The following is a 24,337-nucleotide window of genomic DNA, read 5'->3' as shown; positions in this document are numbered from 1 at the left end:
GCGACAGGTTCTGCAGGCTGCGCCTTCACCGCCGGTGCCGCCAGGCCAACCAGAGGCGGCGCTGGCAGCCGAGAGGCCGGGGGCCCCCCCCCGGGTGGTTGGCGCGGGGGGCGCGTGGTGTGGCCGGCGCGGGTTCCCCCCCCGGGGCCCCTCCCCTGGGGTGAGCCGGAGCTGGCTCAGGAAGGGCAGGCGGCACCGGCGGTGCACCTTCCACCTGCAGAACGTCCGTGAGGAACGCACCAGGCAGCGGCGGGTAAAGCGGACCACTTACCGGCACCGCATGCTCCAGGAGCCGGTCCATGGCCGCCTCCAGCACGCTGTGGGCGGTAGGCCGGTCCTCCGGAGCGTAGGACAAGGTAGTGACAACCAGCTCTCGCAGGCTCTCAGGCAAGCCCGACAGGTCGGGTGGGACGTCCAGTATCCGCTGTACGGGAATGTCGGCGTAAAACGGGGGGTGCCCGGTTGCCGCATGTACCAGCGTCGCGCCCAGGCTGTAGACGTCCGCGGCCTCACTCGCCTTGCGGGAGTCCTTGGCTTGCTCCGGCGCCATGTAGACGAGAGTGCCGACCGGCGTATCGCCGGAGGTGAGCCCGGTCGCGCCTCCGACATGGCAGACGCCAAAGTCGATCACGCGAGTTCCCTGCGTGGTGACCAGCACGTTGCTGGGCTTCAGGTCACGGTGGAGCAGCCGGACAGAGTGGATGTGAATCAGCGCATCGGACAAACTCGCCGCAAGCCACCACGCCCCAAGCTCGCTCACAGCACCGTGCTGGTTCAGCAGTCCCTCGAGTGAAGGCGCGTGGACGTACTCGGTGGCGATCCAAGGCTGCTCCGCATCCGGGTCGGCATCCACGAGCGCTGCGGTGTGGAACCCACCGACACGCCGGATCGCCTCCAGTTCCTGAGCGAACCGCTGACGGAAGTACGGTTGGTCCGCCAGCGTCGGCTTGATGACCTTAATCGCCACCGGGCGGGGGCTGCGGTATCCAAGGTAAACAACGCCCATCGCTCCCTGGCCGAGACGCTGGGTCAGCCGGAAGCCCGCGATCTCTCGGGGGTCCTTCTCCCGCAGCGGCTCGAACACCATCGCCCCCCATTCGGCGACCGGGCAGGTGAACACGGAATGCGCCGGACGCGATGCGTCACACGTCAACAACGCTGAGGTTATCAGCGGCACGGGCTACGTCTTGTGCCTTATTGGATCTCTCGTGAATCCGAGGGCCAAGTTCAGCCGGGCCTCGGTGACCGCCGCCCCCGTGGAGCTCCCTTCTCGAAACACCTCGCATGCGTCACCGGGTCCAGCTTGTTGCTGCGGATCACCTTCCCGCGCCCGGGTCACCCGTCGGCGAGCAGACGGATCTGCGCGGGTCTCCACCCACCAGGCCGGCGCCGCTGCACCCACGGGTCGGTTGGGGAAGACGCATCGGTGGACGTCGTTGCGATGCTGCCCGGGCGAACAAGCATGTCGGCCGCTTTGAGGTAGGCCGCGTCGCATGTCTGGCTTCGGGCCTGTAGGGCCGAGTACTTGGCATGGCAGCGGTTGCGTGCCTCTCGGTCCTCCCCGGCGGAGGCGACTGCCTCTCTTGCCGATGTAGCCCGTTCATGTGCCGAGGCGGATACCTGCCCCAGCTGCCGCAGGCGATGCAGTGACTGCTCCCAGAGCGCATCGCCCGTCCGCATCGGCATGCCCTTCCTCGATAGCAGGGACGTTTGGCGTTGAATCCGCCCACAGCAGACGACAAATAGGCACGGACGACTGGAACGTCCTGTCGGGCCATGTCAACGTACAACACCTGCGAAAACAGCAGGTCAGCGAGGGGATAGCCCCTGGCTGACTCCATCGTCGAACGTGATGCCAACAGGCCAGGGCGCCGATCCGGTCTCACGGCGTCGTACTTCAGGAGGCTCCACTGTCCAACACCGTTCTCCGCTCGCTCCGCCTAACTTCTCCGCTCCTCTTCGCCCTGAGCGCTGCCTACGCCGTGGCTGGCCAGCAGCGCAACGACTACGGCGCTGTCGCCACGGCGCTCTGCCTCTCGGTGTGCTCGGCCGGCCTCTTCGCGGAGGACCTCCTTCAGGACGGCTACAGGCGAGACCGTGTCGTTCTTGCCTACGTTGCGACGCATCGCGGCGCTACGGCTCAGCAGACATCCGGGGCATTGGAGATTTCCGAGAGCCAGGTGTCTTTCCCGACTTACGGATGATGGTCTGGTCGCCGTGAGCGAAGAGGCTTCTGATGCAGGGCTCCGCTCCTATCGACTCGCCGAGTGAGCCGAGCATGGGTGCGCGCTGGTGTAGGGGATATCAGACGGTCCGTGAATTCGGTAATCCCAGATTCTCCGGATCATTGGATCTGTCCGTGGTGGTTGTGCTTGGCGGTGTAGCCGTGCGGACGACTGCTCGATGGCAGCTGGAGATTTCAGAGAGGATCTCCGGCGGCTTCCCCGCCCTTGATCTCTACTGAAGGAGTTCTCCTTGCAGGGCCTCACTAAGCCAACCCAGGACTCGGCACTCCGGAGCGCAACCACCATGCACCGCGCGTTTCTTGGTGTGGCGGAAGCGGCTGCCTACCTCGGTCTCTCGCCCCGGACGCTGTACGTCTGGCGTCACCGGCGTCAGGGGCCGCCAAGTTTCCGTCTGGGACCCCGCGGGCGCGTGACCTACCGGATCGACGCCATCGACGCCTGGATACGCGAGCAGGAACAGGCGGACTCCCGCTCGAATCCTGCATTGAACCCCGTGAGCGCTGCGCCGTACCGGCGCCGTGCCGACTACTCAGCAACCGCCTGAGGCCTCCAGGCCTACGGCCCGCAACCTCATAGTCGTAAGGAAGTTTTTGGCCGGCTACATCGAAGATCGATGGATAAACAAGAAGAAAGACCCTGTCACCGGCAAGCGGGAGCGATCCGCCCGCTACGGCAAAGGCACCAGGTACCGAGTCGCCAGAATTCCGGGCGTCCGTGACATGTCGTTCGACACCCTGGAGGATGCGAAAGCGTGGCTGCGCCGGGCAGGCACCGACAGTGAGCGTGGCGAGTTCGTCGATCCGCGTGACGGCTCCATCACCGTCACCGACTACGTCACCCGATATTGGAAGGCAGGCGTGCGGGGTGCGCCGGGTACGATCAAACGGGTCGACGAGCGCGTACGTCTCCACATCCTTCCGCATCTCGGCTCAGTGGCTCTGAGGGACATTTCTGCGACCGTCCTGCGGGGCTACATCGCCACACTCGAAGGCGAGTGCGCACCTCGCTACGCACGCCAGATCCTCACGTCCCTCTCGAACATCTTCGAGACGGCGATCGACGACAAGCGCCTCGTCCGCAATCCGATGCGCGCCAAGTCGGTGCGCTGGCCCAAGGTGCCGGAAGATCTGCGGGAGATCTGGCCGCTGGAGACCGCGCAGCGAGTGCGGGACGTCATCAACCCGCGCTACAGGGTTGCGGTTGTGGTCGCCCTCGGATGCGGGCTACGCCAGGGGGAGGTCTTCGGCCTCTCGCCGCTCGACGTCGACTTCGAACGCGGTGTCATCCGCGTGCGGCGCCAGGTTCAACTGCTCAACGGCCGTTTGTACTTCGCGCTGCCCAAGGGTGGGAAGACCCGTATCGTCGATATGCCTCCTTCGGTCGCGGCCGAGTTGCTCGCCCACTTCCTACAGCACCCCGCTGTTGAGGTCGAGCTGCCGTGGGGCGGTCCTGAGCCCGAGCGGGAGAAGCAGGCCTTCCCGCTCGTCCTGACCACGACGTACGGCAACGCGATCCGCGCCAACATCTTCAACGACGAGAACTGGAAGCCTGCCCTCGCGAAGGCAGGTGTCATCCCCCTTAGGGAGAAGGGGGAGCGCTGGAAGGCATCACGCAAGGACGGCTTCCACGTCCTACGGCACACCTACGCCTCGATCATCCTTGAAGCCGGCGAATCCGTCGTCACTCTTGCTCGGTGGCTCGGCCACTCCAGCCCGACCATCACCCTCGACCACTATGCCCACTTCATGCCCGAAGCTGGGGGCAAGGGGCGAGCGGCCGTCGATGCACTGCTCGGCGTAGCGCCGCAGTACGTCCCAGAGAACCTCACGGCATGAGGAAGCGGGTGGCACAGCAGGCGCTGTGCCACCCGCTTCCTCATGCCGCGGTGACGCCCCGGCGCGTAGGTGTCAGGGGATGAGGCGGCGCCGATCATGGGTTGAACGCTGGCGGGCTGGTGAGGATCTCGAAACCGACGGCTTGGCCGATCACTCGAGGCCCCGCCGTACCGCCATCCATACCGATGGCATCGTCGCCAGATCAGCCACCCGGCGCGGCAGGATTCACTCTCGGTGATGCTTCACGAGGGCGGGGTGCTTGGGGCCTGCCTGCATTAGACGTGGGGAGCGGCAGGTGACGGTGAAGCGCCTCGCTCCCCCAGCAGAGCGCATTCCCCCCAGATTCCCCCCAGGCCCCTCGGGGGAGACTTTCAAGACGTTTGCGTCTGCGAAATTGATCTGTGGGTGGGGCTGCTGTCTATAGCCAGTCACGCTTCTTGAAGATGACGTACAGGCTCACGCAGACTACTGCCATCAGCAGGATTGCGAAGGGGTAGCCGCCTGCCCACTTCAACTCCGGCATATCCTGGAAGTTCATGCCGTAGATGGTTCCCACCAGTGTGGGTGCAAACAGGATGGCGGCCCAGGAGGAGATCTTCTTGATCTCCTCGTTCTGTTCGAAGCCGGCTTCGGCCAGGGCGCGCATTTCGGCGTTCTGTTGTTGGGAGACCAGGGTGGCGTTGACCGTCAGGATTTCGGTGAGGGCCTGGCGGAAGCCGTCTACGCGTTCGCTGGTGTGGGTGACGTGGTCCGCCACGTCGCGGAGGTAGCGCTGGAGTTCCTCGTCCGTGCCGTATTTCGCGAAGCCGGCCATCAGGGCGTGGAGCATGCCGACCAGGGGGCGGGTGGCGCGCTGGAACTCGACCATTTCGCGGGAGAGTTCGTAGATGCGGCGGGAGACCGCGGGGTCGCCGCGGAAGACCTCCGTCTCGATCTCGTCGATGTCGGTCTGGACGCCCTCGACGACCGGGGCGTAGCCGTCGACCACCGTGTCGAGGATGGCGTACAGGGCGGCCTCGGGGCCGAGGGAGAGGAGTTCCGGGGTGCCCTCCATGCGGCGGCGGACGCTGGAGAGGTCCGGGGCGCCGCCGTGGCGGACCGTGATCAGGAAGTCCGGGCCGACGAAGATGTGGAGTTCGCCGAATTCGACCTCCTCCTGGGCGTCGAGGTAGCGGGCCGCGCGCAGCACGACGAAGAGGGTGTCGCCGTAGCGCTCCAGCTTGGGTCGCTGGTGGGCCTCCAGTGCGTCCTCGACGGCGAGTTCGTGGAGGTTGAACTCGGCGGCCAGGGAGTGGAGTTCGAGCTCGGTCGGGCGATGCAGGCCGATCCAGGCCATCCCGTCCGGCTCCTCGCGCAGCAGTCGGAAGGTGTCCGCCAGGGTGGCGGGGGAGGCAACCCGGCGGCCGTCGCGGTAGACGGCGGAGTCGATCACGCTGCGGTGGTCCGGGGGAGTGGGGGCGGCCGGCGCGGGCTGCGGGGCCGGCGGCTGCCCGCCCGTCGGGGGCGTGGCGGCCGGGTGGCCGGGCCGGCGCCACACCGGGCGCTTCGCGGCGGACGGCGGGGTGCGGCGGTCTGGGCGCTCCGACATCGCAGGTCAGCTCCCGGTCGAACGTCTGTTTACGGGCAAGGTGCAGGATATAGGGGAGAAAGGGGTGCGTGAGGCGGGATGAGTTTGTGAGTTGCGGACAGAGTGTGTCCGCAAGGAGGGTTAGCTTGCTGTCATGGCCTCCAGGACAACGCATCCCGTACTCGACACCCGGTCGCTGAACCGTGCCACGCTCGCCCGCCAGCTGCTCCTGAGCCGCGCCGAGATGTCCGCCGCGGACGCCGTCGGGCACCTCCTCGGCCTCCAGGCGCAGAACGTGAAGCCCCCGTACTACCAGCTCCACGCCCGGCTCGCCGGCTTCCGGCCCGCCGAGCTGGCCGGGCTCATGGAGTCCCGCGAGGTGGTTCGGATGGTCACCATGCGGTCGACCATCCATACCCATACCGCCCACGACGCGCTGACCCTGCGCCCCCTCGTCCAGCCCGCACGCGACCGCGAGGTGAACTACTTCCGCAAGGGGCTGGTGGGGGTGGACCTCGAACGGCTCGCCGACCTCGCCCGCGCCTTCGTCGAGAGCGAGCCGCGCACCATGGGCGAGATCCGCGAGGAACTGCTCAAGCACTGGCCCGACGCCGACCCGCAGTCCCTGGCCGTCGCCGCCCGCTGCCGGCTGCCGCTCGTCCAGGTCACGCCCCGCGGGGTGTGGGGGCGCAGCGGGCAGGTCCGCCTCACCACCGTCGAGACGTGGCTCGGACAGCCCGCCGGGGCGGCGCAGCCCGTGGACGACGTCGTCCTGCGCTACCTCGCCGCCTTCGGGCCCGCCTCCGTCAAGGACATGCAGGTCTGGGCAGGGCTGACCCGGTTGCGCGAGGCCTTCGAGCGGCTGCGCCCCGGCCTGGCCGTCTTCCGGGACGAGAACGGCGTGGAGCTCTTCGACCTGCCCGACGCCCCGCGGCCCGACGCGCAGACCCCGTCGCCGCCCCGCTTCCTCCCCGAATTCGACAACCTCCTGCTCTCGCACGCCGACCGCACCCGCGTGGTCGCCCCCGAGATCAAGGGGCGCACCTGGACCGGGAACCAGGCCCACTGCACGCTGCTCGTCGACGGCTTCGTCGCAGGCCTGTGGAAGGCGGAGGACGGGGGCGTGGTCACCGTGGAGCTGTTCGGGGAGGTTTCGGCGGCGCGCAAGGAGGAGATCGTCGCCGAGGGCGAACTGATGATCTCCGCGATGGGCGGTTCCGAGAGCGAGCCCGGACCCGGACGGGGCTCCGTGCGCTTCGGGCCGATTCGCCGGTGATCGGCCGCTCGGTCCTGCGCTGATCGGTCGCTCCGACGCTGAGCGGGCCGGTCCGCCGCCTGCCGCGCCGGTCCGACCCTGACCGCGCCGCCCGGGCGGTCCGTGCCAGACTGCGGGCACTCGTCACCCCCTGAAGTCGTCGTCCCGATACAGGAGAGAGCAATGCGGATTCCGATGACCGTCACGGACTTCCTCGACCGGGCGGAGCTGGGCTTCGCCTCCAGCCCCGGTGTCGTCGACGAGCCGAGTCAACCCGGCCCGCCGGTACCCGAGTCGACGTACGGGCGGCTCGGCGAGCGCGTACGGGCGTGGCAGGCGGGCTTCGACGCGCTCGGCATCCGGGAGGGCGAGCGCGTGGCGGTGGTCAGCCACAACTCGGCGCGCATGCTGGAGCTGTTGTTCGCGGTGCCCATGAGCGGCCGGATCTGCGTGCCGGTCAACTTCCGCCTCAAGCCCGAGGAGATCGAGTACGTGGTGCGCCAGAGCGGGGCCTCGGTCCTGCTCCTCGACCCCGAGTTGGACGAGGCGCTCTCCGGAATCACCGCGCGCCACCGGTTCGTTCTGGGCGAGCAGACCGACAACGAGCTGATGCGGTTCGGCATCGAGCCGCGCCCCTGGTCCCACCCGGACGAGGACGCCACCGCGACGATCAACTACACCTCGGGCACCACCGCCCGGCCCAAGGGCGTCCAGCTGACCCACCGCAACATCTGGGTCAACGGGCTCACCTTCGGGCTGCACACCCGTGTGTGGGAACGCGACGTCTACATGCACACGCTGCCGATGTTCCACTGCAACGGCTGGGGAATGCCGTACGTGATGGCCGGACTCGGCGTGAAGCAGGTGGTGCTGCGCAAGGTCGACGGCGCCGAGATCCTGCGCCGCGTCGCCGAGCACGGCGTCACGCTCATGTGCGGCGCGCCCGCCGTGTGGAACGCGGTGCTCGACGCGGCGGCCACCTGGGAGGGCGAGATCCCGGGCCGCGACCGCGCACGGATCGTGTGCGCCGGTGCCCCGCCGCCGAGCAGGACGATCCAGCGGGTGGGCGAGGAGCTGGGCTGGGAGTTCACACAGATCTACGGCCTGACCGAGACCTCGCCGCTGCTCACCTTCAACCGGGCCAGGCCCGCGGACGCCGGGCTGCCCGCCGAGGAGCGGGCGCGCAAGCTGTCCCGGGCGGGCCTGCCGGCGCTCGGGGTCAAGCTGAAGGTCTCCGGGTCCGGCGAGGTCCTGGCCCGGTCGAACGTCGTGCTCGACGGCTACTGGGACAAGCCCGAGGAGACCTCGGCGGCGCTCCGGGACGGCTGGTTCCACACCGGCGACGGCGGCACGCTCGACGAGGCCGACGGACACCTGACGATCTCCGACCGGAAGAAGGACGTGATCATCACGGGCGGCGAGAACGTGTCGTCGATCGAGGTGGAGGACACGATCTTCAGCCACCCGGCGGTCGCGGAGGTCGCCGTCATCGGCGTGCCGGACGAGAAGTGGGGCGAGACGATCAAGGCCCTCGTGGTCCTCGCCGAGGGGGCGACCGCGCAGGAGGCCGACATCATCGCCCACTGCAAGGAGCGGATGGCCGGCTACAAGGCGCCGACGACCGTCGAATTCCGCGAAGCCATCCCGCGCACGGCCACCGGCAAGATCCAGAAGTTCAAGCTGCGGGAGCCGTACTGGTCGGGCCTGGACCGCGAGGTCAACTGACACGGGCGGCCCCGTCGGCCGCCCGGCGCGCATGGCGCCGGTCGGCCGCCCGGCACCCGCCGGTCGGCCGCCCCGCAGCAGCCCGTCAGCCGCCCGGCGCCACGTGCGCCGGGCGCTGCCGTACGGGCTACGGACCCGCCTACGCGCTCAGGAGCGCCTCGATCGCGGCGACGACCTCGGGGGACTCGGGCTCGGTGCGCGGGCGGAAGCGGGCCACGACCTCGCCGGCGGGGGAGATCAGGAACTTCTCGAAGTTCCACTGGATGTCCCCGGCCTCGCCCTCGGCGTCCGGGACCTTCACGAGCTCCTGGTAGAGGGGGTGCCGGTTCTCGCCGTTGACCTCGGACTTCTCCAGCATCGGGAAGGTGACGCCGAAGCCGGCCGCGCAGAAGGTCTGGATGTCGTCGGCGCTGCCGGGCTCCTGCCCGCCGAACTGGTTGCAGGGCACGCCGATGACGGTGAAGCCCTTCTCCTCGTACTTGAACTGCAGCCGGGCCAGCCCCGAGTACTGAGGGGTGAGCCCGCACTGCGAGGCGGTGTTCACCAGCAGGATCGCCTTGCCCTTGTGGGCCCCGAGGCTGGTGGGCTCGTCGGACAGCGTGGTCAGGGGGATGTCGTACAGGCTCATCGGGCTCTCCTGGCAGGAAGGGCAACGGCTGGCAAGCAGCGGATAACGCCTCCGAGCGTAGGCGATGCGCGGACGGACATCTTTGGGGCGCCTAGGCCCCGCTGCCGATGAGCTCGTCCGCCGGGTCGTTGACCGGCTGCGGCATGCCCGTGAGGTCCATGACGAACAGGGGTATCCCCAGGTCGTCCGCGCGGGTGCGGGCGTCCTCCGTGTACCCGGCCAGGGAGAAGTAGACGCTGGTCGCGGAGGCTGTGAGTCCGTTCAGCCAGACGCACTCCACCGCACGCAGCCCGGCCGGCGCGGTGGTCGGGTCCACCTGAGCCACCAGCCCCGGAGCCCGCAGGTCCACGGCCGCCGAGGGGATCGGGCGCCCGTCGGGCTGCCGTACGTCCTGGAAGCCGAGCCAGCGCAGGTACAGCGCGGCGGTGGCCACCGCGTCCCGGGCCGTACGGATGGTCACCGGCCGGAACGCGGGGCGGGGCACCGGCGCGGTCGGCGGGAGCGGTATGTGCGCCGGCCGGGCGTCGCGCCGCGCGTCCGGCGGGGCGTCCCGACGGGCGTCCGGACCGCCCTCGGGCCGGGCCGCCGCCGCGGGGTCCGGCCCGGCGTCAGCCCCCGGCTCCGGGGCGGACCCCGCAGGACGTGCAGGACGCGCCGGACCCGCCCCGGGCACCCCCTCCACCGGGTGGACCGGAAGCCGCACCACCGTCCCGCACGATCCGCACCCCAGCTCGGGATGCGGCCACTCGCTCTCCCGCCCGCAGGACGTGCAGCGCACCGCCACCCAGCTGTCCGACCAGGTCCGGTGGGTCAGCGGAACGGGCGGCGCCGCCAGGTCCAGCGGTGGGTGGACCGGACTCCCGCAGGCACAGGGGAAGACCGGGGCGGTGTAGCCGTTCTCGCGCAGGCACGCCGGGCAGCGCACCGGTACCGCTTCCGCCATGAGACCTGGACCCCCTCCGTCGCTGTGCGTAGGTACATGCTCCACCACCGGCCACCGCCGGGGCGAGCGTGCCCGCGGATTCACGCCGATCCGCCCCCGGCGCCCCGGACATTTGTGCAACTCGTCGAACGAGATGTGGCTTTTGGTGGTTTCCGGGGTGCCGTACCGCCTTGACGTGCGCGAGGTCGCCGCTTAGCTTGTTCCGTATAGCAGAACAAAACTTCCGGATGACGGAAAAGTCTGACCGCCAGACCCGCAGGAGACCCTGATGCCTCGTATGACAGCCGCCGCCGCTGCAGTTGAGATCCTCAAGCTCGAGGGTGTCGAACAAGCGTTCGGCGTGCCCGGTGCTGCGATCAACCCGTTCTACCGCGAGCTCAAGAACGTGGGCGGCATCAAGCACACGCTGGCCCGCCACGTCGAGGGCGCCTCGCACATGGCCGAGGGTTACACCCGTGCCAAGGCGGGCAACATCGGTGTCTGCATCGGTACCTCGGGCCCGGCCGGCACCGACATGATCACCGGCCTGTACTCCGCGATCGCGGACTCGATCCCGATCCTGTGCATCACCGGTCAGGCTCCGGTCTCGAAGCTCCACAAGGAGGACTTCCAGGCCGTCGACATCGCCTCGATCGCCAAGCCGGTCACCAAGAAGGCCACGACCGTCCTGGAGGCCGCACAGGTCCCGGGCGTGTTCCAGGAGGCCTTCCACCTGATGCGCTCCGGCCGTCCGGGCCCGGTCCTGATCGACCTCCCGATCGACGTCCAGCTGACCGAGATCGAGTTCGACCCCGAGACCTACTCGCCGCTGCCGGTCTACAAGCCGACCGCCAGCCGCGCCCAGGCCCGCAAGGCCCTGCAGTTCCTGCTCGAGTCCGAGCGTCCGCTGATCGTCGCCGGTGGCGGCATCATCAACGCCGACGCCTCCGACCTGCTGGTCGAGTTCGCCGAGCTGACGAACGTCCCGGTTATCTCCACCCTCATGGGCTGGGGCGTCATCCCGGACGACCACGAGCTGGCCGCCGGCATGGTCGGTGTCCAGACCTCGCACCGCTACGGCAACGCGACGTTCCTCGAGTCGGACTTCGTCTTCGGCATCGGCAACCGCTGGGCCAACCGTCACACCGGTTACAACCTCGAGGCCTACACCAAGGGCCGCAAGTTCGTCCACGTCGACATCGAGCCGACCCAGATCGGCAAGATCTTCGCCCCGGACTTCGGCATCGCCTCGGACGCCAAGGCGGCCCTGGAGCTCTTCGTCGAGATCGCCAAGGAGCTCAAGGCCGAGGGCAAGCTGCCGGACTTCTCCGCCTGGGCCGAGTCCGCCCAGGAGCGCAAGGCCACCCTGCAGCGCCGTACGCACTTCGACAACATCCCCATGAAGCCGCAGCGCGTCTACGAGGAGATGAACAAGGCCTTCGGCCCGGAGACCCGCTACGTCACCACCATCGGTCTGTCCCAGATCGCCGGTGCGCAGATGCTGCACGTCTACAAGCCGCGCAACTGGATCAACTGCGGCCAGGCCGGCCCGCTCGGCTGGACCATCCCGGCCGCCATCGGTGCCGCCACCGCGGACCCGGAGACCCCGATCGTCGCGCTCTCGGGCGACTACGACTTCCAGTTCATGATCGAAGAGCTGGCCGTCGCCGCGCAGCACAAGGTCCCGTACGTCCACGTCCTGGTGAACAACGCCTACCTGGGCCTGATCCGTCAGGCGCAGGGCGGCCTCGGCATCAACTTCGAGGTCAACCTCGAGTTCGAGAACATCAACACCCCCGAGCTGGGTGTCTACGGTGTCGACCACGTCAAGGTCGCCGAGGGCCTGGGCGTCAAGGCGATCCGCGTCACCGACCCGAACGAGCTGGGCGCCGCCTTCGAGCAGGCCAAGAAGCTGGCCCAGGAGTTCCAGGTCCCGGTCGTCGTCGAGGCCATCCTGGAGCGCGTCACCAACATCTCGATGAGCAAGACGGTCGACATGAGCGACGTCACCGAGTTCGAAGAGCTCGCGACCGAGCCGGGCCACGCCCCGACCGCGATCAAGGCCCTCAAGGTCTGATCCTCCGCAGCACACGGCGGCCCCCGTCCCTCCGCGAGGAGGGGCGGGGGCCGTTCCGCGTTGCCCGGCGGGTGGCCCGTTCCGCGTTGTCGGGCGGGTGGTCGTTCCTCGTTGTCGGGGGCGGGTGGCCCGGTCCCGCGGGCGCGCGGGCGCCTGCCGCGCTATTCGGGGCGGGGGCCGAGCTCCGCGTCCACGGCGCCGGTCAGCAGCTCGCGGGCCCGCTCCAGGCTCAGGGAGCCGCTCAGCCAGCGCTCGCTCAGCCCCTCCACCAGGGCGGTGAGCCGCTCGGCGGCGTCCAGGGGTGTGACGTGCAGGTCGGCGAGGCCGGCCGCTTGGGCGTCGGAGATGGACTCCGCCGTGTCCTGGGACCAGGAGCGGGTGGACTCGGCCAGGGTCGCGCGCAGGTCGGCGTCGAAGATGGCGCTGGCCCGCAGCTCACCCCAGGCGGTGCTGTTCTCGCGTACCCGGGGGGTGTCCTGGAGCTCGCTCAGCAGCAGTTGGAGCAGGGCGCCGCGGGCGTCGTCGGTGCCCTTCAGGGCCTCGTCGGTGTAGCCGGTGGCGCGGTCGCTGATGAAGGCGAGGGTGCGCTGGATCAGGCCGGCGCGGTCTTTGAAGTGGTAGTAGATCAGCGCGGTCGACACCCCGGCCTCGGCCGCGAGCTCCTCGACGCGCAGGCCTCTGACGCCGTTGCGGGCGATGACGCGTACGGCTGCTTCCAAGATCAACGCCTGGCGATCGGCCACTCTCGTTCGCACCTTTCGGCTGGACATCCCTTGACTGAGCTTTCAGTCAGGGCACACGATAGCTCCCATCCGACACCCTGACTCGATTTTCAGGTTCCATCATTCTGACTGAAATTTCAGTCAGGATGCTGCCCAAGGACGACCGCCCCACCGCACCCCAGGAGCACCGCGCATGACGACGTACGAACTCCTCACCTCCTACGGCTCCCCCCTCGGCTCCCCGGCCCGCCTGGAGCCCGCCGAGCGCGGCCTGCTCCGCGTCGGCCTCGTCCAGACGCGCTGGTACGCCGACGCGAGCGAGCACGACGACCGCCTGCGCGAGGGCGTGGCCCTCGCCGCCGGCCAGGGCGCCAAGGTGGTCTGCCTCCCCGAGCTGACCCGCAGCCCGTACTTCTGCAACACCGACGACCCGATGGCGCACGGCGCCGCCCGCCACCTGGAGGACCTGGAGGACGGCCCCACCGTCCGCCTCGCCGCCGAGCTCGCCACCGGCCTCGGCATCACCGTCCACGCGTCCCTCTACGAGCGCGCGCAGGACGGCGGCCTGGGCTACAACACCGCCGTCTGCGTGGACCCGGACGGCAAGCTGATCGCCCGCACCCGGAAGAACCACATCCCCGCCTTCCCCGGCTACCGCGAGGACCTCTGCTTCCGCCCCGGCGACAGCGGGTTCCCGGTGGTCTCCCACGAAGGCGCCCGCTTCGGCTTCCCCACCTGCTGGGACGAGTGGTTCCCCGAACTGGCCCGCGCCTACGGCCTGCACGGCGCCGAGATCCTCGTCCACCCCACCGCGATCGGCTCCGAGGTGGACCTGCCGGACTTCGACACCCGGCCCCTGTGGGAGCACGCCATCAGCGCCAACGGCCTCGCGAACGCCCTCTTCATGATCGTGCCCAACCGCGTCGGCACCGAGGGCCGCTCCACCTTCTACGGCTCGTCCTTCATCTCCGACCCCTACGGCCGGGTCATGCTCCGCGCGCCCCGCGACCGCCCCGCCGTCCTCGTCGCCGACCTCGACCTCGACCAGCGCCGCGACTGGCTGGAGTTCGGCCTGATGCGGACCCGCCGCCCCGAGCTGTACGGACAGCTCACCGAACCGCTCACCCGCTGACCTGCCTCCGGCCTGCCTGGCCTGCCTCCGACCTCCCTCCAAGAAGGGCGGACACGACAAAGCGCCGAGTCACGGGACCGTCCGTGACTCGGCGCTCTGGTTGTTACCGCCCGACGGAGCGAGGCTGGCGCGACAGGACGTTCGCACCGCCGGGCGGAGTCGGAGGGGAGGTGTGCTCCTCCTCGTACAGGGGGCTCTGTGCGTAGCCCCTGTACAAAGAGGAGTGGCTGGGACCGTGGCGGTCGGCGACGAGAACTCCGGCTTCGTCTCCCTCAGGTCAAGAGACGGGCCTCGGAACCCATTACCACCGCACTGGCTCGCACGCCCGCCACGGTCCTCGTCCTGCCCTCACTGCGTACCACCCCTCATCCGGGTAAGCAGCTCGGGCTAGTACCCGGAGCCTGACCTCCCGTCAGGCCCCCGGTACGGCTGTGTGGCTCAGGCGTCGCGCAGGGCGCGGACGGCCTCCTCGACGCGGCGGCCGTAGTCGGCGTCCGCGGCGTGGAAGTGAGCCAGGTTCTTCTCGATGACGTCCTCGAGGGTGACCTGAGACAGGCCGCCGGCGATGTTCGCCACCAGACGCTGCTTCTCGGCCTCCGACATCAGGCGGTAGAGCTCACCGGCCTGGAAGAAGTCGTCGTCCTTGGTGTGGGCCGGGGCCTCGTGGGTGCCCGTGTAGCCGGAGACGGCCTTCGGGGCGCCCAGCGCCAGACCGGTCTCGGCCGGACCCTGGTACGAGTTGGGCTCGTAGTTCTTGTCGTGGCGCGAGCCGTTGCGCAGCGCCATGACACCGTCGCGGCCGTAGTTCTCGGCCTTCGTCGCCTTCGGGGCGTTGACCGGCAGCAGGGTGTGGTTCACACCGAGGCGGTAGCGCTGGGCGTCGGCGTACGCGAAGAGACGGCCCTGGAGCATCTTGTCCGGCGAGGCGGTGATGCCCGGGACGAAGTTGTTCGGGGAGAAGGCGGACTGCTCGACCTCGGCGAAGACGTTGTCCGGGTTGCGGTCGAGGACCAGGCGGCCCACGCGCTGCAGCGGGTAGTCGCTGTGCGGCCACACCTTGGTGAGGTCGAACGGGTTGAAGCGGTAGTCCGCGGCCTCGGCGGCGGGCATGATCTGGACGTAGAGGGTCCAGCTCGGGTTCACGCCGCGCTCGATCGCCTGCAGCAGGTCGGTCTGGTGCGAGTTGGCGTCCTTGCCGACGAGCTCGGCGGCCTGGTCGCCCGACAGGCAGCGGATGCCCTGGTTCGTCTTGAAGTGGTACTTGACGAAGAAGGCCTCGCCCTGCTCGTTGGTCCACTGGTACGTGTGGGAGCCGTAGCCGTTCATGTGACGGTACGACGCCGGGATACCGCGGTCACCCATGAGCCAGGTGATCTGGTGCGTCGCCTCGGGGGCGTGCGCCCAGAAGTCCCAGACGTTGTCCGGCTCCTGCTTGCCCGTGAAGGGGTCGCGCTTCTGGGAGTGGATGAAGTCGGGGAACTTGATCGGGTCCTTGATGAAGAACACCGGGGTGTTGTTGCCGACGAGGTCGTAGTTGCCCTCTTCGGTGTAGAACTTCAGCGCGAAGCCGCGCGGGTCGCGGACCGCGTCCGCGCCACCCAGCGAGTCGGCCACGGTGGAGAACCGCAGGAAGGTCTCGGTCTTCTTGCCGACCGTGTTCAGGAACGCGGCGCTCGTGTACGCGGTGACGTCGTCGGTCACCTCGAAGTGGCCGTACGCGGCCGAGCCGCGGGCGTGCACCACACGCTCCGGGATGCGCTCACGGTTGAAGCGGGCAAGCTTCTCAAGGAGCTGCTGGTCCTGGACCAGGAGCGGGCCACCGACGCCGGCGGTGGCGGAGTTCTGGTTGTCGGCGACCGGGGCGCCGGACTCGGTCGTCAGCGTGCGCTTCGACATGGTGACCTTCCGTACGGGTAACTGCTGACGGAAAGTGTCTTCCGCCATGCGGAGCCTAATTTCGGCGAGAACTAAACGTCAACAGTTTGTTGAACAAAGATGGGGAGAGGTAATCCGGACGGTGCCGGCGCTTGGGCGCGACAGGACAGGTGTCAGCACCGGCACCATCCGGAAACTCAGGCCCCCGTGAGGGGGAGGGGCGGCCCGGGGGAGCGGGCCGCGGGGGATCAGATCTGGGCGCCGGAGAGGCGCTCGACCGCGCGGAGCAGCGCGGAGTGGTCCAGGCCGCCGTCACCCTGGGCGCGCAGCGAGGCGACCAGCTGGGCGACGACCGCACCGACCGGAAGGGCGGCACCGACGTTGCGGGCGGCGTCGGTGACGATGCCCATGTCCTTGTGGTGCAGGTCGATCCGGAAACCGGGCTTGAAGTCGCGGTTCAGGAAGTTGTCCTTCTTGCGGGTCAGGACCGTGGAGCCGGCCAGACCGCCGTTGAGGACGTCCAGGGCGGCCTGGAGGTTCACGCCCGACTTCTCGAGGAAGACGACGGCCTCGGCGCACGCCTGGATGTTCACCGCGACGATGAGCTGGTTGGCGGCCTTCACCGTCTGGCCGGAGCCGTGCGGGCCGCAGAGCACGATGGTCTTGCCGAGGGTCTCGAGGACCGGCAGGGCCTCGTCGAAGTCGGCCTGCTCGCCACCCACCATGATCGACAGGACGGCCTCGATGGCGCCGGCCTCGCCGCCGGACACCGGGGCGTCGATGACGCGGATGCCCTTCTCGGCGGCGTTCTTCGCCAGGTCGATGGAGGTCTGCGGGGTGATCGAGGACATGTCCACGATCAGCGCGCCGGACTTGGCGTTCTCGAGGATGCCGTTCTCACCGTAGGAGATGGCCTCGACCTGCGGGGAGGCGGGCACCATCGTGATGATGACGTCGGCGTCCTTGACGGCCTCGGCGATCGAGCCGGCCGCGCTGCCGCCGGCGGCGGCCAGGCGGTCCAGCTTGTCCTGCTCCAGGGTGAAACCGGTGACCGAGTAGCCGGCCTTCAGGAGGTTCTCGGCCATGGGGGAGCCCATGATGCCGAGACCGATCCACGCGATCTTGGGGAGGTTGCTCATGATGAGGGTCCTTCTCTTAATGCTTTGTACGAAAAGTTCGTGACGTGCCTGGCTGATCGCCTGGACTTTGTCCGCCTACTTCGCGGCGCGGGCCTCGGCCGGCAGCCACGCGAAGGACGCGGCGGCGTCGGCGGCCTTGTACTCCAGGCCTACGTAGCCCTCGTATCCGGCCTTCTTCAGCTGGTCGAGCAGCTCCTCGAGGGGCAGCTCGCCGGTGCCGGGGGCACCTCGGCCGGGCTTGTCCGCGATCTGGACGTGACCGGTCTTGGCGGCGTACTTTTCGATGACCTCGGAGAGGTCCTCATCGTTCATCGCCAGGTGGTACAGGTCGAGCAGGAACTTGGCGTTCCCGAGGCCGGTGGCCTCGTTCACCTTGTCCACTACCTCGATGCCGGCCGGGGCGCTCACCAGCGGGTAGAGCGGCGACTCGGGCTTGTTGAGGGTCTCGATCAGGAGGATCGCGCCGACGCGGTCCGCGGCCTGAGCCGCCACGACCAGGTTCTTCAGCGCGAGCTCGTCCTGGACGGCCGGGTCCACACCCTCGACGCGGTTGCCGTAGAGGGCGTTCAGCGCCTTGCAGCCGACCGAGGCCGCGAAGTCGGCGGCCACGTTGATGTTGGCGTTGAAGCGCTCCGACTCCTCACCGGGAACCGAAACCGCGCCGCGGTCCGGGCCCGGCAGCTGGCCGGCGTAGAAGTTCAGGCCCACCAGCTGGGTGCCGGCGTCCTCAAGAGCCTTCTTGAGGGCGTCGAGCTCCTCCTGGGCGGGAGTGGGGGTCTCGATCCAGGGCCACCACAGCTCGACCGCCGTGAAGCCGGCCGCGGCGGCAGCCGCGGGGCGCTCCAGGAGCGGGAGTTCCGTGAAGAGGATCGAAAGGTTTACATCGAAGCGCTGGTCCGTGTATCCCATGAGGGGTGTGCGCTCCTTCCGTATTGCGGAAGTTAGTTTCTGCTTGATGGAAGACTGCATGGAGGTTCGCGCAGCTGTCAAGTACGGACTCCCGAAAAGCCCCGACTGCCCGGTAGCTTGGCAAGCGTGCGATTGAGAGTGGAGTTCACGACCGAGCCCTTCGATCTCGAAGAGGCCCCCGCCCATGCCGTGGCCGCTCGCGAGGTCATCCAGAAGGCCCAGCTGGACGCGGTGGATGTGGGCCCGTTCGGCAACACCGCGGAGGGTGAGGCCGACCGGGTGCTGGCGGCGGTGGGCGCGCTGCTGCGCGATTCCCTGGAGGCCGGCGCCACGCGCGTGTCGCTCCAGGTCAATGTGCTCGGGGAGGACATGCCGTGACCGAGCCCCGCGACCACCCCTTCGTCACCGCGGTCAAGCCGCTGGTGGACGCCATGGGCGGTGAGCTGATGGATCCGGCCCTGGCGCAGCCCGACGACGTCGTGCTCAGCTGGGAGGGGCAGGACCTGCTGGCCGTGCGACTGCCGCAGCTCTCGGATTCGCTGGACCACATCCTGGCGGCGCTGGAGCGCCGGCACGGCGTACCGTTGTCCCAGCTCGACCGGAAGGCCAAGCAGGACGTCGTGCGGATACTCGAGGCGCGGGGCGCCTTCTCCGTGCGGCATGGCGTGGAAACGGTGGCGAGCGCCCTGGGTGTAAGCCGCTTCACGGTCTACAACTACCTGAACCGGGAAAATCAGAACAAGACCACCCAAGGGTGAAGCCAAGCGTGCATGAAGGCTGACCCACAGTGACGAGCCGCCGCCCAATTCATCCGGGCGGCGGCTTTTGTGTACGGGAAGTTTCAACAAAGTGTTGACGCCGTGTTGTCGAGGGCGTTAGCTATGCGCAGCCCGTCAAAGCAACAACAGGCCACGGAGGCCTACCGTGACTTCGAGTCCGACCCCGGGTCTCACCCGGTTCAACGCCTTGGACGACAGCGCGGCCACGGCCGAGCTGCACGAGGTGTGCGCCAGCTCGGCATGGGGGAGCAAGCTGCTCGCCCAGCGCCCCTTCACCAGCGCAGAGTCCCTGTTCGCCGCGAACGAGGCCGCCATGGCGGAGCTCACCGCGGAGGACCTGGGCGAAGCGATGGGAGGCCACGCGCCGATCGGCCGGCCGAAGCCGGGAGACCCGACCTCCGCCCGCGAGCAGCGTGGCATGGCCGGTGCCTCGGAGGAGCTCAAGAACGAACTCCTCGAACTGAACCTGGCGTACCAGGAGAAGTTCGGCCACGTCTTCCTCATCTGTGCCACCGGTGCGACCGGTGAGTTCATGCGGGACGCGGTCAAGGTCCGGATCGACAACTCGCCGGAGCAGGAGCGAGAGATCGCTCGCGGTGAACTTGTCAAGATCAACAAGATCCGCCTGACCCGACTCGTAGAAGGAGAGTGAGCATGAGCACTGAGACCACCGCGTCGGTGTCCACGCACATCCTGGACACCAGCATCGGCAAGCCCGCCGAGGGCGTCGCCATCTCCCTGTCGGCCCGTACGGGACTCGACGGTGAGTGGGCGGCCCTGGGCGGCTCCGCCACCGATGCGGACGGGCGCTGCAAGGACCTGCCGGCCCTGCCGGAGGGCACCACCCACGTGCGTCTCGACTTCGAGACCGAGACGTACTTCTCCAAGAAGCAAGCCGAGGCGCAGCAGGACGCCCCCCGCGTAAGGGACAGCGGTGCGTTCTTCCCCGAGGTCACCATCACCTTTGCGGTGAACCCGGGCGAGCATTACCACGTACCGCTGCTGCTCAACCCGTTCGGCTACTCCGTTTACCGAGGGAGCTAGCATGGCCACGATTCTGGGCCAGAACCAGTACGGCAAAGCAGAGAACCGCGTCGTCAAGATCACGCGGGACGGCGACACGCACCACATCAAGGACCTGAACGTCTCGGTCGCCCTCTCCGGCGACATGGACGACGTCCACTACTCCGGCTCGAACGCCAACGTGCTGCCGACGGACACCACCAAGAACACGGTGTACGCGTTCGCCAAGGAGTACGGCATCGAGTCCGCCGAGCAGTTCGGCATCCACCTGGCGCGCTGGTTCGTCAACAGTCAGGAGCCGATCCAGAAGGCCCGCATCCGGATCGAGGAGTACTCCTGGTCCCGGATCGCGACCTCGGACGCGAACTCCAAGTTCATCGGCTCGGACGAGGTGAACCACTCCTTCGTCCGCGAGGGCATGGAGACCCGCGTCACCCAGATCACGTACGACGGTCAGAACTGGGAGGTCATCTCCGGCCTCAAGGACCTGGTCGTCATGAACTCCACGAACTCCGAGTTCTGGGGTTACGTGAAGGACAAGTACACGACGCTGAAGGAGGCCTACGACCGCATCCTGGCCACCCAGGTGTCGGCTCGCTGGCGCTTCAACTGGTCGGACGACGAGCAGCGGATGCCCAACTGGGAGAAGTCCTACGCCGAGACCAAGAAGCACATGCTTCAGGCCTTCGCGGAGACCTACTCCCTGTCGCTGCAGCAGACCCTGTACCAGATGGGTTCGCGCATCATCAACCACCGTTCGGAGATCGACGAGGTCCGCTTCTCGCTCCCGAACAAGCACCACTTCCTCGTCGACCTTGAGCCGTTCGGGCTCAAGAACGACAACGAGGTGTACTTCGCCGCGGACCGCCCGTACGGTCTGATCGAGGCCACTGTTCTCCGGGACGGCGTCGACGCCCGTATCCCCGTGGACATGACCAACCTCTGAGTCGCGGCACGCGCGTCCCGGGGCTCCGCAGTGGCCCCGGGGCGCGACACCCCACAACTTCCTGAATCGGCACCCGGACGCACGAGCGGGGCGGCAGTACTGTCAGCTGTCAAGGCCCCCGGCTCCGGCACTCAAATCCCCTGGGTCTTGCCGTGCCCGTACCGCCACTGAAAGCACGAGGAAGTCCCATGGCAGCATCGGCAGCCCATGACAGCGCCGTAGAGCGCATCGTCATCGAAAACTGTGCGATTGCAACCGTTGACGCGAACGACACCGAGTACGCCTCGGGTCACATCGTCGTCGCCGGCAACAAGATCGAGTCCATCGGTGCGGGCAAGGCCCCCGAGAACCTCGAGAACGTCGTCCGCCGCATCGACGGCACCGGGCACCTCGTGACCCCCGGTCTGGTCAACACGCACCACCACTTCTACCAGTGGATCACGCGTGGCCTGGCCACCGACCACAACCTCTTCAACTGGCTCGTCGCCCTGTACCCGACGTGGGCGCGCATCGACGAGCAGATGGCCTACACGGCCGCCCAGGGCTCCCTCGCCGCGATGGCCCGTGGCGGTGTCACCACCGCGATGGACCACCACTACGTCTACCCCAAGGGTTCGGGCGACCTCTCCGGCTCGATCATCCGCGCCGCCTCCGAGATGGGCGTCCGCTTCACCCTCGCCCGCGGTTCCATGGACCGCAGCGAGAAGGACGGCGGCCTGCCGCCGGACCACGCGGTCGAGACCCTCGAGGGTGCCCTCGCGGACACCGAGGCGACCGTGAAGAAGTACCACGACGCCTCCTTCGACGCGATGACCCAGGTCGCCGTCGCCCCGTGCTCCCCCTTCTCGGTCTCCACCGAGCTGCTGAAGCAGGGCGCCGAGCTGGCCCGCCGCCTGGGTGTGCGCATGCACACGCACGGCTCGGAGACCGTCGAGGAAGAGAAGTTCTGCCACGAGCTCTTCGGCATGGGCCCGACCGACTACTTCGAGTCGACCGGCTGGCTCGGCGAGGACGTGTGGATGGCGCACAGCGTCCACATGAACGACTCCGACATCGCCGCGTTCGCCCGTACCAAGACCGGTGTCGCGCACTGCCCGTCCTCCAACGCCCGTCTGGCCGCCGGCATCGCCCGCGTCCCGGACATGCTGGCCGCCGGTGTCCCGGTCGGCCTCGGCGTGGACGGCACCGCCTCCAACGAGTCCGGTGAGCTGCACACCGAGCTGCGCAACGCGCTGCTGATCAACCGCCTGAACCCGGTCCACCGCGAGCGCGCCCTCAACGCGCGCCAGGCCCTGCGCCTCGGCACCTACGGCGGCGCCCAGGTCCTCGGCCGCGCCGACAACATCGGCTCGCTCGAGGTCGGCAAGTGCGCCGACCTGGTGCTGTGGAACCTGAACACCTTCCTGCACTCCTCGATCGCCGACCCGGTCACCGCGCTGGTCTTCGGTGCGGCCGCCCCGGTGACCGCGTCGTTCGTCAACGGCAAGCAGATCGTCGAGAACAACCGCCTGCTCTTCGCCGACGAGGACGCCATCGCCGTGTCCACGCGCGAAGAGGCCCAGCGCCTCGCGCGCATCACCGCGCAGGGCTGATCCCCTCGGAGTCCGGCCGGGGGGGACGGCCCCCGGTCGGCAGCCGCGGACCCGAGCGGGGTCCGTCGGCAGCCGTTCCCGGGAAGCGCCTGAGGACCATCCGAGGGCGCGCCCGGGAGCGGTGACTCGTGACACTCGTGCCATGGGCGCCGCAGTCATCTCCTCGCGCCACTGCCACGGCACCACCAGCTTCGGGAACGTTGAAGCACAGCGTTGAAGCACAGCTTTGAAGCGAAGCGCGGAACCGGTTTGGGCGAATCGTTTCTGCATTCCTTCGGCACCCCTTGGGACAAGCAGTCGCACCACCCACAACTCCATACAGGCTCGACTCGCACAGCTTTCGCACCACCTCCAAGACACCACGTCCCTGCCGACGTGTTCAACCGAGCGGAGGAAGCCGTGGCCAATACGCCCAGCTTTCGCAAAGACGCAGTCGCAGTACCGGAGGAGAAGCACCCGGTCGACGAGACCTTGCCTCCTCTGAAGATGTTCACGAGCGGCCTCCAACACGTGGCCGCCATGTACGCGGGCGTCGTCGCCCCGCCCATGATCGTGGGCCCGGCCGTCGGTCTCTCGGCCACCGAGACCGCCTTCCTGATGGGCGCCTCGCTCTTCACCGCAGGGCTCGCCACCCTCCTCCAGACCCTCGGGTTCTGGAAGATCGGCGCCAAACTCCCCTTCGTCAACGGCGTCTCCTTCGCCGGCGTGACCCCGATGATCGCCATCGGAAAGGGTGAGGGGGACAACGCCATTCCCATCATCTTCGGCGCGATCATCGTTGCCGGAGTCCTCGGCTTCTTCGCCGCCCCCTACTTCGGCAAGCTCGTCCGGTTCTTCCCACCGGTCGTCACGGGTACGGTCATCACCCTGATCGGCGTCTCGCTCCTGCCCGTCGCCTTCAACTGGTCGCAGGGCGGGAACAGCACCGCCACCGACTACGGCTCGATGAAGAACATCGGCATGGCCGCCGTCACGCTCGTGATCGTCCTGCTGATGCGCAAGTTCCTGCGCGGCTTCCTCCAGCAGATCTCCATCCTGCTCGGCCTGGTCGCGGGCACGCTCATAGCCCTCCCGCTGGGCATGACCAGCTTCGACGCCGTCAAGAACGCCTCGGTGGTCGGCTTCCCGACCCCGTTCCACTTCGGCGCCCCGCAGTTCCAGGTCGCCGCCATCATCTCGATGTGCATCGTCATGCTCGTCTGCATGACCGAGTCCACCGCCGACATCCTGGCGCTGGGCAAGATCGTGGGCCGCCCGGCGGACGCGAAGACCATCGAGGGCGGGCTGCGTGCGGACACCCTCGGCAGCGCGCTCAGCCCGCTGTTCAACGGCTTCATGTGCAGCGCCTTCGCCCAGAACATCGGGCTCGTCGCCATGACCAAGGTCCGCAGCCGGTTCGTCGTCGCGGCCGGCGGCGGCATCCTGATCCTGCTGGGCCTGTGCCCGATGGCGGCCTCCGTCATCGGCGTGGTCCCGCTGCCGGTCCTCGGCGGCGCCGGCATCGTCCTCTTCGGGTCGGTCGCGGCCAGCGGCATCCAGACCCTGGCGGGCGCGGCCATGGAGAAGGGGGAGAACGCCCTGATCGTCGCCGCTTCCGTGGGCATCGGCTTGATTCCGATCGCCGCGCCGGACTTCTACCACGCCTTCCCGAAGGACCTGCTGGTCGTCCTCGACTCCGGCATCAGCACCGGCTGCGTGGTGGCGATCCTGCTGAACCTCGCCTTCAACCACCTCGGTGCCCGGAAGGACACGGCCTCCGCGGCCGGCCCGGAGCCGGTGCCGGTGCACTGACCCGGCCCCGTCCGGACCCTTCACGGCGGTGCGCACGCCACCCACTGCGGGGGGTGGGGGGGCCCCCCCCCGGGGGTACCCCCGCGGGGGGCCCCGGCCCCCCGCTAACCCGGGGCACCCGCGCGCCCGCCCCGGCGGCCCGTCCCGGCGAACTCGACGCCGGGACCGCCGAAC

21 protein-coding genes are annotated in these 24,337 nt (G+C 68.6%); 13 read left to right on the top strand and 8 right to left on the bottom strand.

All coding sequences use genetic code 11. From position 1 onward, the window contains the following. Nucleotides 1-25 precede the first annotated feature (25 nt). Nucleotides 26-1,177: a serine/threonine-protein kinase gene (locus ACFWBN_RS08150; protein WP_385172365.1), complete on the bottom strand. Its 1,152-nt coding sequence runs from the start codon at nucleotides 1,175-1,177 to the stop codon at nucleotides 26-28. Between the two features lie 1,352 nt (nucleotides 1,178-2,529). On the opposite strand from ACFWBN_RS08150, the gene ACFWBN_RS08145 reads away from it, so the two are divergent. Further along, nucleotides 2,530-2,790 (top strand): helix-turn-helix transcriptional regulator, encoded by a 261-nt coding sequence (locus tag ACFWBN_RS08145; protein ID WP_385172430.1) that lies wholly within the window; start codon nucleotides 2,530-2,532, stop codon nucleotides 2,788-2,790. A gap of 46 nt (nucleotides 2,791-2,836) precedes the next feature. Then, the gene (locus ACFWBN_RS08140; RefSeq protein ID WP_385172363.1) at nucleotides 2,837-4,081 is read left to right on the top strand and encodes a tyrosine-type recombinase/integrase; all 1,245 of its coding nucleotides are present in this window, start codon (nucleotides 2,837-2,839) and stop codon (nucleotides 4,079-4,081) included. A 418-nt stretch (nucleotides 4,082-4,499) separates the two neighbouring features. Here the strand turns inward: ACFWBN_RS08140 and ACFWBN_RS08135 are convergent, their stop codons facing one another. Further along, nucleotides 4,500-5,669 (bottom strand): magnesium and cobalt transport protein CorA, encoded by a 1,170-nt coding sequence (locus ACFWBN_RS08135; protein ID WP_385172360.1) that lies wholly within the window; start codon nucleotides 5,667-5,669, stop codon nucleotides 4,500-4,502. Nucleotides 5,670-5,802: 133 nt separating this feature from the next. Between ACFWBN_RS08135 and ACFWBN_RS08130 the strand changes: the two genes are divergently transcribed. Both ACFWBN_RS08130 and ACFWBN_RS08125 read left to right on the top strand, forming a co-directional pair. Then, nucleotides 5,803-6,924 carry a winged helix DNA-binding domain-containing protein gene (locus ACFWBN_RS08130; protein ID WP_385172357.1) on the top strand — a complete coding sequence of 374 codons (1,122 nt, stop codon included), beginning with the start codon at nucleotides 5,803-5,805 and terminating at the stop codon, nucleotides 6,922-6,924. Nucleotides 6,925-7,086: 162 nt separating this feature from the next. After that, on the top strand, nucleotides 7,087-8,628 hold the full coding sequence (locus ACFWBN_RS08125; RefSeq protein WP_385172355.1) for an AMP-binding protein: 1,542 nt from the start codon (nucleotides 7,087-7,089) through the stop codon (nucleotides 8,626-8,628). 139 nt (nucleotides 8,629-8,767) lie between these two features. On the opposite strand, the gene ACFWBN_RS08120 is transcribed toward ACFWBN_RS08125, so the two are convergent. Both ACFWBN_RS08120 and ACFWBN_RS08115 read right to left on the bottom strand, forming a co-directional pair. After that, a complete protein-coding gene (locus tag ACFWBN_RS08120; protein WP_385172352.1) occupies nucleotides 8,768-9,256 on the bottom strand; it encodes a glutathione peroxidase in 489 nt (162 codons plus the stop codon). Nucleotides 9,257-9,347: 91 nt separating this feature from the next. Next, a complete protein-coding gene (locus ACFWBN_RS08115; RefSeq protein WP_385172350.1) occupies nucleotides 9,348-10,199 on the bottom strand; it encodes a hypothetical protein in 852 nt (283 codons plus the stop codon). 268 nt (nucleotides 10,200-10,467) lie between these two features. Between ACFWBN_RS08115 and gcl the strand changes: the two genes are divergently transcribed. Continuing rightward, nucleotides 10,468-12,255, top strand: coding sequence for a glyoxylate carboligase (gene gcl / locus ACFWBN_RS08110; protein WP_385172347.1), 1,788 nt, complete (start codon nucleotides 10,468-10,470; stop codon nucleotides 12,253-12,255). Nucleotides 12,256-12,416: 161 nt separating this feature from the next. On the opposite strand, the gene ACFWBN_RS08105 is transcribed toward gcl, so the two are convergent. Beyond that, on the bottom strand, nucleotides 12,417-12,998 hold the full coding sequence (locus ACFWBN_RS08105; RefSeq protein WP_385172344.1) for a TetR/AcrR family transcriptional regulator: 582 nt from the start codon (nucleotides 12,996-12,998) through the stop codon (nucleotides 12,417-12,419). Between the two features lie 172 nt (nucleotides 12,999-13,170). On the opposite strand from ACFWBN_RS08105, the gene ACFWBN_RS08100 reads away from it, so the two are divergent. Continuing rightward, nucleotides 13,171-14,109, top strand: a complete 939-nt coding sequence (locus ACFWBN_RS08100) for a nitrilase-related carbon-nitrogen hydrolase (protein ID WP_385172342.1) — start codon at nucleotides 13,171-13,173, stop codon at nucleotides 14,107-14,109. Nucleotides 14,110-14,547: 438 nt separating this feature from the next. On the opposite strand, the gene ACFWBN_RS08095 is transcribed toward ACFWBN_RS08100, so the two are convergent. From ACFWBN_RS08095 to ACFWBN_RS08085, 3 genes are all read right to left on the bottom strand, one after another. Then, the gene (locus ACFWBN_RS08095) at nucleotides 14,548-16,005 is read right to left on the bottom strand and encodes a catalase (RefSeq protein ID WP_385172428.1); all 1,458 of its coding nucleotides are present in this window, start codon (nucleotides 16,003-16,005) and stop codon (nucleotides 14,548-14,550) included. Between the two features lie 227 nt (nucleotides 16,006-16,232). Next, the gene (locus tag ACFWBN_RS08090; RefSeq protein WP_385172338.1) at nucleotides 16,233-17,123 is read right to left on the bottom strand and encodes a 2-hydroxy-3-oxopropionate reductase; all 891 of its coding nucleotides are present in this window, start codon (nucleotides 17,121-17,123) and stop codon (nucleotides 16,233-16,235) included. A gap of 75 nt (nucleotides 17,124-17,198) precedes the next feature. Further along, nucleotides 17,199-18,032 carry a TIM barrel protein gene (locus tag ACFWBN_RS08085; RefSeq protein ID WP_030656704.1) on the bottom strand — a complete coding sequence of 278 codons (834 nt, stop codon included), beginning with the start codon at nucleotides 18,030-18,032 and terminating at the stop codon, nucleotides 17,199-17,201. Between the two features lie 126 nt (nucleotides 18,033-18,158). Between ACFWBN_RS08085 and ACFWBN_RS08080 the strand changes: the two genes are divergently transcribed. From ACFWBN_RS08080 to ACFWBN_RS08050, 7 genes are all read left to right on the top strand, one after another. Then, entirely contained in the window at nucleotides 18,159-18,410 is a 252-nt protein-coding gene (locus ACFWBN_RS08080) for a thiamine-binding protein (protein ID WP_385172334.1), read from the top strand. Beyond that, entirely contained in the window at nucleotides 18,407-18,790 is a 384-nt protein-coding gene (locus ACFWBN_RS08075; protein ID WP_385172331.1) for a helix-turn-helix domain-containing protein, read from the top strand. The genes ACFWBN_RS08080 and ACFWBN_RS08075 overlap by 4 nt, the downstream gene beginning before the upstream one ends. 166 nt (nucleotides 18,791-18,956) lie before the next feature. Then, nucleotides 18,957-19,463 carry a 2-oxo-4-hydroxy-4-carboxy-5-ureidoimidazoline decarboxylase gene (uraD, locus tag ACFWBN_RS08070; protein ID WP_385172328.1) on the top strand — a complete coding sequence of 169 codons (507 nt, stop codon included), beginning with the start codon at nucleotides 18,957-18,959 and terminating at the stop codon, nucleotides 19,461-19,463. Between the two features lie 2 nt (nucleotides 19,464-19,465). After that, nucleotides 19,466-19,855 carry a hydroxyisourate hydrolase gene (uraH, locus tag ACFWBN_RS08065; RefSeq protein WP_030715205.1) on the top strand — a complete coding sequence of 130 codons (390 nt, stop codon included), beginning with the start codon at nucleotides 19,466-19,468 and terminating at the stop codon, nucleotides 19,853-19,855. A 1-nt stretch (nucleotide 19,856) separates the two neighbouring features. Beyond that, nucleotides 19,857-20,780 (top strand): factor-independent urate hydroxylase, encoded by a 924-nt coding sequence (pucL, locus tag ACFWBN_RS08060; RefSeq protein ID WP_385172324.1) that lies wholly within the window; start codon nucleotides 19,857-19,859, stop codon nucleotides 20,778-20,780. 188 nt (nucleotides 20,781-20,968) lie between these two features. Next, nucleotides 20,969-22,372, top strand: coding sequence for an 8-oxoguanine deaminase (locus ACFWBN_RS08055; protein ID WP_385172321.1), 1,404 nt, complete (start codon nucleotides 20,969-20,971; stop codon nucleotides 22,370-22,372). Nucleotides 22,373-22,771: 399 nt separating this feature from the next. Continuing rightward, a complete protein-coding gene (locus ACFWBN_RS08050) occupies nucleotides 22,772-24,163 on the top strand; it encodes a nucleobase:cation symporter-2 family protein (protein ID WP_385172318.1) in 1,392 nt (463 codons plus the stop codon). Nucleotides 24,164-24,337 lie beyond the last annotated feature (174 nt).

The organism is Streptomyces sp. NPDC059989 (assembly GCF_042736975.1).
Classification (GTDB): Bacteria; Actinomycetota; Actinomycetes; order Streptomycetales; family Streptomycetaceae; genus Streptomyces.
Note: the sequence above shows the minus strand (reverse complement) of the source record. Positions and strands in the feature narration are given on the sequence as shown.